The 12,782-nt window shown below is 64.3% G+C and carries 12 protein-coding genes; 2 read left to right on the forward strand and 10 right to left on the reverse strand.

Going from position 1 to position 12,782, the window contains the following annotated elements; all coding sequences use genetic code 11:
* Window positions 1-91 precede the first annotated feature (91 nt).
* The 9 genes from IVB54_RS27425 to IVB54_RS27465 form a co-directional block, all read right to left on the reverse strand.
* A complete protein-coding gene (locus tag IVB54_RS27425) occupies window positions 92-955 on the reverse strand; it encodes a sugar phosphate isomerase/epimerase family protein (RefSeq protein ID WP_018457056.1) in 864 nt (287 codons plus the stop codon).
* Window positions 955-2,160, reverse strand: coding sequence for a dihydrodipicolinate synthase family protein (locus tag IVB54_RS27430; RefSeq protein WP_018457057.1), 1,206 nt, complete (start codon window positions 2,158-2,160; stop codon window positions 955-957). The genes IVB54_RS27425 and IVB54_RS27430 overlap by 1 nt, the downstream gene beginning before the upstream one ends.
* Window positions 2,161-2,170: 10 nt before the next feature.
* The gene (locus IVB54_RS27435) at window positions 2,171-3,322 is read right to left on the reverse strand and encodes a Gfo/Idh/MocA family oxidoreductase (protein ID WP_018457058.1); all 1,152 of its coding nucleotides are present in this window, start codon (window positions 3,320-3,322) and stop codon (window positions 2,171-2,173) included.
* Window positions 3,319-4,716, reverse strand: coding sequence for a hypothetical protein (locus tag IVB54_RS27440; RefSeq protein ID WP_085352141.1), 1,398 nt, complete (start codon window positions 4,714-4,716; stop codon window positions 3,319-3,321). Before IVB54_RS27440 ends, IVB54_RS27435 begins: the two co-directional genes overlap by 4 nt.
* Window positions 4,717-4,719: 3 nt before the next feature.
* Window positions 4,720-5,568: an ABC transporter ATP-binding protein gene (locus IVB54_RS27445; RefSeq protein WP_026233290.1), complete on the reverse strand. Its 849-nt coding sequence runs from the start codon at window positions 5,566-5,568 to the stop codon at window positions 4,720-4,722.
* The gene (locus tag IVB54_RS27450; RefSeq protein WP_026233291.1) at window positions 5,565-6,557 is read right to left on the reverse strand and encodes an ABC transporter substrate-binding protein; all 993 of its coding nucleotides are present in this window, start codon (window positions 6,555-6,557) and stop codon (window positions 5,565-5,567) included. The genes IVB54_RS27445 and IVB54_RS27450 overlap by 4 nt, the downstream gene beginning before the upstream one ends.
* A 62-nt stretch (window positions 6,558-6,619) precedes the next feature.
* On the reverse strand, window positions 6,620-7,429 hold the full coding sequence (locus IVB54_RS27455; RefSeq protein WP_007593901.1) for an ABC transporter permease: 810 nt from the start codon (window positions 7,427-7,429) through the stop codon (window positions 6,620-6,622).
* 291 nt (window positions 7,430-7,720) lie between these two features.
* Entirely contained in the window at window positions 7,721-8,380 is a 660-nt protein-coding gene (locus tag IVB54_RS27460) for a TetR/AcrR family transcriptional regulator (protein WP_018457063.1), read from the reverse strand.
* 221 nt (window positions 8,381-8,601) lie between these two features.
* Window positions 8,602-9,450: a VOC family protein gene (locus tag IVB54_RS27465; protein WP_018457064.1), complete on the reverse strand. Its 849-nt coding sequence runs from the start codon at window positions 9,448-9,450 to the stop codon at window positions 8,602-8,604.
* Window positions 9,451-9,660: 210 nt separating this feature from the next.
* Here IVB54_RS27465 and IVB54_RS27470 point away from each other — a divergent pair, with 210 nt between their 5' ends.
* Together IVB54_RS27470 and IVB54_RS27475 are read left to right on the forward strand one after the other, a co-directional pair.
* A complete protein-coding gene (locus tag IVB54_RS27470) occupies window positions 9,661-10,554 on the forward strand; it encodes a sugar kinase (RefSeq protein WP_007593904.1) in 894 nt (297 codons plus the stop codon).
* A gap of 18 nt (window positions 10,555-10,572) precedes the next feature.
* A complete protein-coding gene (locus tag IVB54_RS27475) occupies window positions 10,573-11,490 on the forward strand; it encodes a ribokinase (RefSeq protein ID WP_018457065.1) in 918 nt (305 codons plus the stop codon).
* On the opposite strand, the gene IVB54_RS27480 is transcribed toward IVB54_RS27475, so the two are convergent.
* Complete coding sequence (locus tag IVB54_RS27480; protein ID WP_247375567.1) at window positions 11,491-12,711, reverse strand: FAD-dependent oxidoreductase; 1,221 nt, start codon at window positions 12,709-12,711, stop codon at window positions 11,491-11,493.
* Window positions 12,712-12,782 lie beyond the last annotated feature (71 nt).

A 12,782-nucleotide genomic window follows, 5' to 3' on the forward strand; every position in this document is an offset into this window, starting at 1 on the left:
GGTTACCGGCGCGGGATGGGCCAGCGATTCCGCGCAACCATTTGACATCCCAGGCCATCGGCGCCGCCGCGCGCAACAATTGCCGGAAGGCCTAAACCACCGTCTTGTGCCGCGCGATGCAGGTTTGCAGCACCTCGTCCAACGGTTTACCCCACCAGTCGTTGGAGAAGATTTCGATCTCCGAATAGCCGGCAAAGCCCTGCGCTTCGACCGCTGCGCGCACCGATTTGATGTCGATCACGCCGTCGCCCATCATCCCGCGGTCGTTGAGAATGTCCCTGGTCGGCACCAGCCAGTCGCAGACATGGAAGGCGAGCAGGCGATCTCGGCCGGCGCGCGCGATCTGCCCCATCAGCTCCGGATCCCACCAGATGTGATAGACGTCCAGCGCGACGCCGAGCATGCCGCTGCGATCAGGGTCGAGCCGGTCGCAGATGTCGAGCGCCTGCTTCGTCGTGTTGACGCAGGCGCGGTCGGCCGCATAGGCCGGATGCAGCGGCTCGATCGCCAGCGGCAGCTTGGCCTGTTTGGCGTAGTCGAGCATTTCGGCGAGCGCTTCCTCGACCTGCGTCCGCGCGCCGGCGATGTCCTTCGACGCCTCGCTGCCCGGCCGCGAATATTGCGGCAGGCCGCCGACGACGAGCACGACGCAGGGGGCGCCCAGTGCCTTGGCTTCATCGACGCAGCGCCGGTTGTCGTCTCGCACCTCGCCGCGGCGCGCTGCGTCGGAGGTGAACATGCCGCCACGGCAATAGCCCGATAGGTCGAGACCGGCATCGCGCACCGCACGCGCGGCACGATCGAGGCCGACGGTTGCGACCTGGTCGCGCCAGGGGTCGATGGCGCGGATACCGTGCCTGGCACAGGCGTCGATGATCTCGACGAGATCACCCTGTTTCCGGATTGTCGCCGTGTTGAGCGACAGCCAACGATGGTCGGACGAGAAATCACGCATCAGGATTCGATTCCGTGCGTTGAGAGCACCGCCTGCATCCGCCGCGTCGCCAGCTCCGGATCGGCGAGCAGTCCGGCCTTGTCGGCCAGCCGGAACAGTTCGGCCAGATGCAGCGTCGAGCGCGTGCTCTCCTGCCCGCCGACCATGGTGAAGTGGTCCTGGTGGCCGTTGAGATAGGCCATGAAAACCACGCCGGTCTTGTAGAACCGCGTCGGCGCCTTGAAGATGTGCCGCGACAGCGGCACCGTCGGCCCCAGCACGTCGTGGAAGCCGGCTTCGTCACCCGCTGCCAGGCGCGACAAGGCGTAGGACGCCGCCGGCGCGATCGCGTCAAAAATGCCGAGCAGCGCGTGCGAAAAGCCTTCGACGTCGCCGGCGATCAGCTCCGCATAATTGAAATCGTCGCCCGTATACATCTTGATGCGCTTGTCGAGACGACGGCGCATGTCGATCTCGCGCTGCTTGTCGAGCAGCGATACCTTGACACCGTCGACCTTGGCGGCGTTGCCGTTGATGATGGCGACCGCAATATCCATCGCCTTGTCGAGATCGTTGGTGCCCCAATATCCCGTCAGCGCCGGATCGAACATGTCGCCGAGCCAGTGGATGATCACGGGCTCGCGAACCTGCGACAGCACGCGATCATAGACCTTTGCGTAATCGTCGGCATTACGGCCAAGCTTCGCCAGCGCGCGCGACGCCATCAAGATGATGCGGCCGCCGACCTTCTCGACCGCCGATGTCTGCTCCTCATAGGCGCGGATCACGTCGTCCATATTTCTGGCGTCCTCCACCGCGAGATGGTCGGTGCCCGCTCCGGAAAACACCAGCGCGTTGCGACGCTTGGCGGCAGACACCGAGCGCGTGATCAGCTCCAGCGAGGTCGGCCAGTCCAGCCCCATGCCGCGTTGCGCGGTGTCCATGGCTTCCGCAACGCCAAGCCCGAGGTCCCAGACGTGCTCGCGGAAGGCGATAGTCTTGTCCCAGTCGACAGCGGCGGAGAGCCACGGGTCGTTGTCGGCAAAGGGATCGGTCACGGTATGGACGGCCGAGAACGCGATGCGGCTCAGCGGCCCCTCGAGCTTTGCCGGAAACGTTCGCGAGGCCGCGAGCCGGTAGGTCTCGATCGAGCGATCGGCTTTCGGCAGCTTGAGCGACAGGGACGACGTTGACGGAACGGGCTTGGGCTGGACGGGCTTGTTCATTATTCCCTCCTCAGACCTTAATCGGCGCGACGTCGATCCAGCGCCGCTCCTTCCAGCTCTTCAGCGCGCATTCGGCGAGCTGCACGCCCTTGACGCCTTCGAGCAGCGTGAACTTGTAGGGCGCATCCTCGTAGACGTGGCGGATGAACATCTCCCACTGCTCCTTGAAGCCGTTGTCGTAGGTGACGTTGTCAGGCAGCTTCTGCCAGTCGCCGTAGAAATCGTGCAGCCGCTTCTCGTCGGGATTCCATACCGGCCGGGGCGTCGCCTGCCGCGCCTGGATCATGCAGTCGGAAAGGCCGGCGACGGCCGAGCCCAGCGTGCCGTCGACCTGGAAGGTGACGAGATCGTCGCGATAGACGCGCGTCACCCAGGACATGTTGATGTGGGCGATGGCGCCGCCCTTGAGCTGGAACGTGGCATAGGCGGAGTCGTCGGCGGTCGCCTTGTACTTCTTGCCCTGCTCGTCGAAACGCTCGGGGATGTCGGTGTTGCCGATGCAGCTCACGCTCTCGACCTCGCCAAAGAGATTGTCGAGCACGTAGCGCCAGTGGCAAACCATGTCGAGGATGATGCCGCCGCCGTCCTCGTCGCGGTAATTCCATGACGGCCGCTGCGCCTCCTGCCAGCCGCCTTCGAACACCCAATAGCCGAACTCGCCGCGCACCGAGAGGATGCGACCGAAGAAGCCGGAGTCGCGCAGGAAGGCGATCTTCTTCAGGCCGGGCAGGAACAGCTTGTCCTGCACCGTGCCGTGCTTGATGCCCTTGGAATTGGCGAGCTTGACGACCTCGAGCGCCGCCTCGAAGTTCGTCGCGATCGGCTTCTCGCAATAGACGTGCTTGCCGGCATTGATGGCCTGGGTCAGCAGCCCGGGGCGCGCCTGCGTGGTCGCGGCGTCGAAGAACATGGTGTCGTTCTTGTCGGCAAGGGCCGCATCGAGATCGGTGGTCCAGCGCGTGATGTTGTAGCGCTTGGCGAGCCCCTCGACCTTCTCGGCGCTGCGGCCGACCAGGATCGGGTCCGGCATCACGCGGTCGCCGTTCTTCAAGCGGACGCCGCCCTGCTCGCGGATCGCAACGATCGAGCGGATCAGATGCTGGTTGAGGCCCATGCGGCCGGTGACGCCGTTCATGATGAGGCCAAGGCGTTGGGTGGTCATACCGATTGCTCCTGCAGTGATTTGGGCTGTTCGAGCGGGCGTAGCGCCGACCAGTCCGGATGGACCGACGTCGCAAATCCCGTTGTGCGAAGCGATCCCGTCAGGAGATCGCCGTCGTGAATGGAGAGACGGACGCCCTGCCCCGCATCGGCGTAGAGATCGGGGTGCGCGGCGGCGAACGCCTGAGCCTCCGCGGCGGGCGTGTCACCGAAGCCGTCGACGTAGTGATGGCCGTTGCGTTCGGCATGGGTGATGCCGATGAAGGCGCCCAGCGCAAGGTCCTGCTGCACGGCGAGGCCGGCTTGGCAGGTGAGGTCCTCACCGGTCACGAAAAATCTTTCGCCGGCCGGGCTCCATTTCGCCGCGCGCGTCGCGTTGACGATGGACTTGTAAAGCCCTTTGCAGGATTTGGAGGAGATGCCGCAATAGCCGAGCGCCCGTGCCGCGGGAAACGCGTCGTAGGAATCGTCGGCTTCGTCGATGATGAAGCCGCGCGCAGCTAGCGAGCCGAGCGGCGACTGCCTCGTGACATCGCGCGGCATCGGCTGCTCGACATAGAGCAGCCTGGATGAAATCGATCGCAGCGCGGGATCATGGTCGAGCCGGTCGATCAGTGCCTGCAACGCCGCGAGATCGGCATATTGCTCGTTGGCATCGAGCGTCACCTTGTAGTCACGCTCCAGCGCATCGAGCTCCTTGCCAATGCGCGCCAGCCGCGCTGTATCGGCGATGGGGTCCCCCGACAGCTTCAGCTTGAAGTACCTTGCACCGGCATTTTTGCGGGTATCCGCAACCCCGCCATCGCCTTCAACAGTGTCATCGAGACCGACGGTATGCCTGATGGCAACGCGCGACAGCGGTTTCCGGCCAGATAGGAACGTCGTGAGATCCGTTGCTTTCAGGTCGGGCGAAAGCCGCGCATCGATGCCGGCGATGTTGCCGACCATGCCGTCGAAAAAATTGGTCTCGGCGGCGCGGAGCAGCGCATCGAGGATCGCTTTGTCGATTTCCGCGGGGCCGTAAGCCGCAGCAAGTGCCGGAATGTTCTTTTTCGCACAGGTCGCGACCTGGGCACCGATGCACGAGGCATGCAGATCGAATGCCGTGAGAAATCCGGTTCGCGCGAGATAAAGCCCCCGCGCGATCTCCAGCGAGCGGCGCAAATCATCCACGGTCTGCGCCGGCGACAGCTCCGGCCGCTTGTCGAACCATTTCGGCACCAGCAGCTCGGCGCTGGCTCCGATGGCACTTCCCCTGCCTTCAACCTCGATCTCGACCCGCACGAACAGCTGCGGTGTCGCATGGATGGTGATCGCGCCGAAGCGGAACGGCCGCGCGAAATGCACGGGGCGTTCGAAGAAGGTGATGTCTCGCAGCTTCAGGCGCGGCGCCATGGTTTAGTCCAGCGTCCCTTGCGAGAAAAAATGCTTGCGGATCCGCTGCACCAGCTCCGTGAAAACAGGATCGGCCATCACGTCGAGCGAACGGGGCCGCGGCAGCGGCACGTCGTAGATCGCGGCGACCGCGCCGGGCCGCTCGGTCATGACCAGTACGCGATCAGCGAGGAACACGGCTTCGGGGATCGAATGCGTGATCAGCAGCACCGTCTTCCTGGTTTCGCGCTGGATCCGCATCAGCTCGACATTCATGCGCTCGCGCGTCAGCGCATCAAGAGCGCCGAACGGCTCGTCCATCAGCATGATCCGGGGATCATGCACCAGGGCGCGGCAGATCGAGGCGCGCTGCTGCATGCCGCCGGAGAGCTGCCACGGCAGCTTCTTCTCGAAACCTTCGAGCCCAACCAGCTTCAACAGCGCCTTGGCGCGGTCGAGATATGTCTGCCGCGGCAGCCGCTTCATGTCGATCGGCAGCATCACGTTGGACAGGATGTTGCGCCATGGCAGCAGCAGCGCGTTCTGAAATACGATGCCGACATTGCCATGCGGCGCTGTCACTTTCTCGCCCTCGACCAGGATCTCGCCCGTCGTCGGCGGCAGCAATCCCGAGATCAGCTTGAGCAGCGTGGACTTGCCGCAGCCGGATGGGCCGACCACGACGAAGAACTCGCCGTCATTGATGTGGAAGTCGAGCGGCCGCAACGACGGCACATCGCCGTCGCGCGTCCGGTAGGTCTTCGACACGCCGGACAGCTTGATTCCCGACGCATCGCCGGCAGCCCGGTCGCTCACCAGTCTCAGATGCGCGGCCGGTTGCAGGGTTTCACTCATGGTTGTCGCAGGTTTCACGAGCCACTCTTCGGCAGATAGTCATTGGTATAGAACGCCTTCGGGTTCTCCTTGGCCTTGGCATCGAGCCCGCCATATTCGACCATCAGATTGACCGAGTCCGTCATGTTCTGGTCGGTGACCTGGAACGGCCGCTTGCTCTTGGTCTCGGGCGTCCGGTAGAGCGGAATGGTCAGCTCAAATCCTTGCGTCAGCGTGTCGATCTTGCCGCCCTTTGGGTTGGCATCGAGGATCGACTGCGCCGCGGCCTTCGGCTCCTTCTCGGCGGCCTCGACCGCCTTGGTCGTCGCCGACATGAAGCGGCGGACGAGGTCGGCATTGGCTTTCACATAATCAGTGTTGGCGATGATACCCGAGGAGACCATGTTGATGCCGTAGTCGGCGAACTTGATCGGATAGACGTCCTTGCCGGTGGCGTCCTTGATCTTCATGGACTGGTCCATGACATAGCCGAGCAAGAGATCAGCCTGGCCGTTGATGACCGCGTTGAGCTTGGTCTGGCCGTCGCCCGCCACCGTCTGGAAGTCGCTTTCCTTGAGGCCGGTCTTCTTCAGGAACAACGGCCAGATCTGGGTCATGGAATCGGCTGGCGTGATCGCCACCGTCTTGCCCTTGATATCCTCGGGCTTCCTGATGTTCTTGTCGACGAAACCCATCGCGGACATCGGGCTGGTCTGGAGCAGCACGCCGGTCGCGACCACCGGGGCGCCCTTGATCGCGGCGCGCATCATGGTGGGCACGTCGACATAGCCGAAATCGGCGGTCTTGGCGGCCACCGCCTGCGTGGTCGCAGCCGAGCCGCGGCCTTCCTGGATCTCGAGGTCGATGCCTTCGGCGGCGTAGATGCCCTTGGCCTTGCCGTAATAAAACGGCGCGTGCTCGCCATAGACGTACCAGTTGAGCATCAGCACGACCTTGTCGGCTGCTTGCGCCGGCATGGCTGCGAACACCATCAGCGCCGCCGAGACAGCTCCTATCCACCGCTTCATCGTCACTCTCCCTTATCGTTGTTGCGCCGGCCTTTGGCGGCCGTTCGTTGCTTTGGTTGCTGTTAAGAGGCGAAAATCACGTCCTCGCGCTGGCTGACATGCCAGGGAATGACCAGCTTCTCGATCCGGTCCACGATCCAGAACAGGATGACGCCGAGCAGCGCCAGGATCACGAGCGCTGCGAACATCGTGGGCAGGTCGAAGGTGCCGATCGAGCGCTGCATCACATAGCCGATGCCGGAATTGGAGCCGACGAACTCGCCGACGACGGCGCCGACCACGGCGAGCGTCACTGACACTTTGAGGCCGGAGAAGATCGCGGGCAGCGCATGCGGCAGGTTCACCGCGCAAAACACCTGGAAGCGGCTGCCCTGCATGGCGCGGGCGAGATCGACCATATCTGGATCGACCGATTTGAAGCCCTGCACGGCGGAGACCACCACCGGAAAGAAGCCGAGCAGGAACGCCGAAATCACTTTCGGAATGATGCCGAAGCCAAACCAGACTACGAACAGCGGCGCGATCGCGATCTTCGGCACGGATTGCGAGAACACCAGCAGCGGATAGACGTAGCTCTCCACCGTCTTGGAGCCCGCGATCAGCATCGCGATGGGGATGCCAAACAACGCCGAGAGCGCGAAACCGCAGACGGTGGCATAAGTCGTCGGCCAGGACTGGCGCAACAGTTCCGGCCAATCGGTGCGCAGCACCGCAATGACATCGCCCGGCGACGGGATCTGGTAGGCGGGAATCTTGAACAGCCGGATGGCGAGATCCCAGGCCACGACGATGAACACCAGGAACAAAAACGGCCGAATCCAGGCCGCATTCAGCATCTTGGACACCGCACTCTGCGGCTTCAGCTCAGCCACGTCTCACTCCCGCGCAGTCTTGTTCGTTGGGCGAGAAATTAACCCGTTGGGTAAATACTGTCCAGCGGTTTTCCTGCGACGTTTTGGGCGGGTTCCGGGTGGCTTGAGGGACGCGTCGGCAGCGCCACGTCTTCGGTGTCATTCCCCGCGAAGGCGGGGAATCCAGTACGCCGCGACCCGTCGGCTCAACCAAAACCGTCTCGGAGTACTGGATCGTCCGGTCAAGCCGGACGATGACGGCTGAGTTCGGAGAAGCGCCGATAATCCATCGAGCTGTAGCGAGTTACACCGCTAAACCGTCTGCGCCACCGCAGCGCGCGACTTCGGCGCCTTCGTCATAGCTAACAGTGCGGCCGACTGCCCCGTCAGCGCTGCCAGCACGAGGCCGACCATGTGGTCCAGCCGCTCGTCCTTGGCGTCCTTGGCCAGCAAATCGCGACCGAAGATCACGCTAAGCGTCGCCGAGTTCGACAGATAGAAGAAGCAGAGTCCCGCGATCGAGATGTAGAGCTGGACAGGATCGACCGCGACCTTGAAGTCGCCGCCGGACACACCGCGCCGCACCACGGTGCCGATCATCTCGACGAAGGGCGAGTGCATCGACTTCACCTTGGTCGATTTCTTGAGATGCTTTGCGCGCGCGAGATTCTCGGTCTGGAGCAGCGACAGGAATTCGGGATTGCGCAGGAAATAATTCCAGGTGAACTCAATCAGGCGGCGGATGGCCTCGGGCGGATCGAGATGTTCGAGATCGAGCCCGCGCTCCTCGCTGCGGATCTTGTCATAGGCGCCTTCGAGCACCGCGAGATAGAGCTCGTCCTTGTTGCCGACGTGATAATACAGCATCCGCTTGTTGGCGCCGGCGTTGGCCGCGATGCGGTCGACGCGCGCACCGGCAAGCCCGTGCGCCGAGAATTCCTGCTTGGCGGCTTCGAGAATGCGCAGCCGCATCCCCTCGGGATCGCGCTGCCATTTCAGAGTTCGCTTTGCCGCTGCTTTCGCCAAACCGGTTGCTCGCTGGGTGCTATCAGGATGCCGTGTAACACGCGCTCGGCCCGCCGCATAGTTTCGTCATTGCGAGCGTAGCGACCCAATCCAGACTGCCACCACGGAGGCAGTCTGGGTTGCTTCGTCGCAAGAGCTCCTCGCAATGACGAGGGGAGGACTGAACCTCAATCCACCGGCTTCGACGAGCGCTCCAGCAGGACCGTCTGGGTGCCGCAGGTGCCGGTCCGCACCGTCATCACCCGCGTGCCCGGCTTGCGGCCGTTGCGCACGTCGCTGACGTCGAGGCCGGCGGCAATCAGGCGGGCGCGCGTGGCGTCGATATCGGCCACCCGCCAGCTCAGGCCCCAGAGGCGGTCATGCAGGGAATCGCCGCCCGCAACGGGGCGGCGCACCACCTCGACGACGAGATCGCCGCAGCGGAAGAACATCAGCTGGCCCCAATCCTGGTGCGAGCGGTCAAGCGCCAGATCGAGCCCGAGCCGCGCGCCATAGAGCGCGGCGGCGCGATCGGAGTCTTCGGTCGTGATCACGACGTGGTCGAGCGCATCGATCGGCGCGATATCGGTCGCCGGCGAAAGCGGACGCTCATCAGCCAGTTCGAGGAAGAACATGCGCACGCCGCGCGTGAGCTCCGTGGCGGCGCGCGTCCGCTTCCAGTGCAGGACCGCACCGCTCTCCGCATCGCTGCTTTCGACCTCGGCGACCGGATCCGGCTTGAGCGCCACCCGCTCCAGCCGCCGGTGCATTTTTCTCATGTCCGCGACACGAAAGCACAGGCTGGCGAGCACGCCTTCCTGGTCATCGAGCAGCGCGCGCATGCGGTCGGCGGCCACGCTGAAGCCGTTCGGCGCCATCAATTCGATCGTCATGTTCGCAAGAGTGAACAACACCCGGTCGGCGCCCTCGCCCGAGTTCTGCCAGGCCGGCGCGCGCCCGAGCAGCGTCTGATAGGCCGCCTTGGCCGCACCGATATCCCTGACCAGTGCGACGACGTGATCGAGGCCGGTGATCATGCTTCCCCCTGTTGAGCGGCCCGGAACCGTGGACCGAGAGACGGCGTTTGTCCGGGCTTGGCATTACCCGGTGATGGTCGTATTCCGGCCGCATGCCGACCTCAAGCACTCCCAGCGGCGGTTTTGCGAATAATTTCAGCGGTCCCGCGACGGAACCGGTGTTACAGTAAGCACGCCGGCCGGGACCACAAAGCGCATCACGGACAAGCAATGCAGGCTCTCTTCATCGGACAGACCTATATCGACGTCGTCTTCATCACCGACCACATGCCGACCGGCGACGAGAAGCACGTGGCCTCCGACTACGCGGTTTCCTTCGGCGGCAATGCGGTGACCGCGGCGTTCTGCTGCGCCAAGCTCGGCATCGTGCCCGATCTGATCGCCACCGCGGCCAATGACTGGCTCGGCCGCATGTTCATGGACATGTGCGCGAAATATGCGATTTCGCTCCATGGGCGGAAGGTCAATCAGTCCTCGCTGTCCTTCATCATGCCCAAGGACGGCAAGCGCGCCATCGTCCGCTGCCGCGACGACGACCACATCCATCCCTTCCCGATGCTCAATCTCGGCGGCTGCCGCGCGCTGCATGTCGACGGCCATCAGCCCGATGCCGCGATCCACTACGCAAAAGTCTGCCGCGAGGCCGGCATCTTGACCTCGCTCGACGGTGGCGGCCTGCGCACCAACACGCATGAGCTATTGGAATTCATCGACGTCGCGATCGTCGCCGAGCGCCTGTGCGAGCAGATGGATCTCACGCCGGAAAAGATGCTGGACTATCTCAAGAGCCGCGGCTGCAAGATCGGCGGCATCACCATGGGCGAGAAGGGCCTGCTCTGGTACGACGAGACCGGAACGGTGCAGGTGATGCCGGCGATGCCGATTCCGCGCGAGCGCGTGATCGACACCAACGGCGCCGGCGACGTCTTCCATGGCGCCTATGTCTATTCCTATCTCGCCCATCCCGGCAAAAGCTGGCGCGAGCATTTCGATTTTGCCCGGGCAGCCTCGACCTTCAAGATCCAGCGTCTTGGCAACGAAGCTGGCCTGCCGACTCTTGTCGACATCGCCAAGGTCAGGCACGAGTTCGAGGTTAGGGTCTAGCGCTCGCAGGGGTCTCTCATGGGGCGCGTCTTCGTCGCCGGCAGCATCAACATGGATGTGGTGGCGACAGCCGATCGCCATCCCAGGGTCGGCGAGACCGTCGCCGGCAAGCAGGTGCTGTATTTTCCGGGCGGCAAGGGCGCCAACCAGGCGGTGGCGGCGTCGCGGCTTGGCGCGCGGACCACGCTGATCGGCCGGCTGGGCAAGGATTCGTTCGGCGGTGAGCTGAGGACGTTCCTCGGCGCGCAAGGCATCGATCTCGGCGCGATCCGAGAGACGGCCGAGGCGCACACAGGCACGGCCATCATCACGGTGGCGGAGGCCGACAACACCATCGTCGTCATTCCCGGCAGCAATGCGCTTGTCGGCGTCGATGACGTCGCGGCCGTCCCGCTAGCCAAGGGCGACGTCGCGGTCAGCCAATTCGAGATCCCGCTGCCGACGATCGCCGCGTTCTTCCGGCGGGCTCGCGACATTGGCGCCACGACGCTGCTCAATCCGGCTCCGGCACAAACCATGTCGAGCGAATTGCTCGCGCTGATCGACATCCTCGTGCTGAACGAGACCGAGCTCGGCCTCCTCGCCGGCGTGGAGTTGTCCGACAGTGACGAGGCCGCGCGCATCCTCGACGTCGCACGAAAACTTCAGGCGCGCGAGGACCAGACCATCTGCGTGACCCTCGGCAAGCGTGGCGTGCTGGCGCTCGCGGGACGCGAGGAGATTTCGGTGCAAGGCCGCGTGGTGAAGGCGGTCGACACCACGGGCGCAGGCGATTGTTTTGTGGGAGCACTCGCGGCGCAACTCGCCGACGGCGTCGACTTGCGCGCAGCACTCGCCTTCGCCAATGCCGCCGCCTCGATCTCCGTGCAGCGCATGGGCGCGGGGCCGTCGATGCCGACGGCCGCGGAAGTCGCCGCCGTCCTCAATGCGAACTGATCACGCCAGCGCGCCCTTCAGGTCGAAACTTTCGTCGGCGGCATGCTCCGGCGTGATCGAGCGATCCAGGCCGAACAGGCGGCGGCCGAACATGTGGTCGCCGGCACGGTTGATCGATTCGATGCCGAGCAGATTGTCGCCCTTGTAGCAGAACGCCGAGAATGCCTTCCTGGTGGGATCGCCGCGCAGGACGACGCGGTCGTAGCCGGTGGTGAGGCCCGCGATCTGGAGCTTGTCCTCGCCCTGGTCGCTCCAGAACCAGGGATGGCTGTCATAGGCCTTGCGGTCGCCGGTCAGCCGCGCCGCGAGGCAGCGCGCGTGATCGGTGGCATTCTGCACCGATTCCAGCCGCTGCGATCCGCCGAAGCGCGGGCTGTTGAACAGCGCGCAATCGCCGATCGCCGAGATATCAGGATCGGCCGTCGAGAGATATTCGTCGACGATGATCCCGGCCGCGACCGGCAGCCCCGCCTCCGCCGCAAGCTCGATGTTCGGCAGCACGCCGACGCCGACCACGACAAGATCCGCCGGCAAATGCCTTCCGTCGCTCAAGGAGACGCCGGTGACCTTGCCGTCCTCCGCCTCGATCGCGGTTGCTTGCACGCCGAGGTGGATGCGGATGCCGGCCTCGCGATGCCGCGCCTGAAAATACTCCGACACCTCAGCCGTCACCGCGCGCGCCATCACGCGCGGGGCGAGTTCGAGCACGTCGACCTCTAGCCCCTTGATGCGCGCGGTGGCCGCGAATTCGAGGCCGATGAAGCCGGCGCCGATCACCACGACCCGCGTCTTTGACGGCATGATCTGCCGCAGCGCCTCGCTGTCGTCGAGGATGCGCAGATATTTCACGTCGGGAAGGTTCGCATTGGGCAGATCGAGCAGCCGGTTGCGGGCGCCGGTCGCCAGCACGAGGTGGCCGTAGGGCAGCGTCCTGCCCGAGGCGAGCAGCACCTTGCGCCCCGCACGGTCGATCGACACGGCGCGGCCCGCGACCAGCTCGATGCTCTGGTCCTGGTAGAATTTCTCCGGCCGGAACATCAGGCTCTCCGGCCCGGCGGTCCCCTTGATGTAAGCCTTGGACAAAGGCGGCCGCTGATAGGGCAGATGCGCCTCGTCGTTGATCAGGCAGATAGCAGCGGAAAATCCCGCCTGACGCAGCGATGCCGCCACCTGGTAGCCGCCATGGCCGGCACCGATAATGACCACCGGACCGTCCGTCATTGGACAGCCCATTTCCGCAAGACACGAGCGTCACCCATGTCGTCTCCTCTCGCGCTGATTTTGGCTTGCTT

The organism is Bradyrhizobium sp. CW1 (assembly GCF_023100665.1).
Classification (GTDB): domain Bacteria; phylum Pseudomonadota; class Alphaproteobacteria; order Rhizobiales; family Xanthobacteraceae; genus Bradyrhizobium; species Bradyrhizobium canariense_D.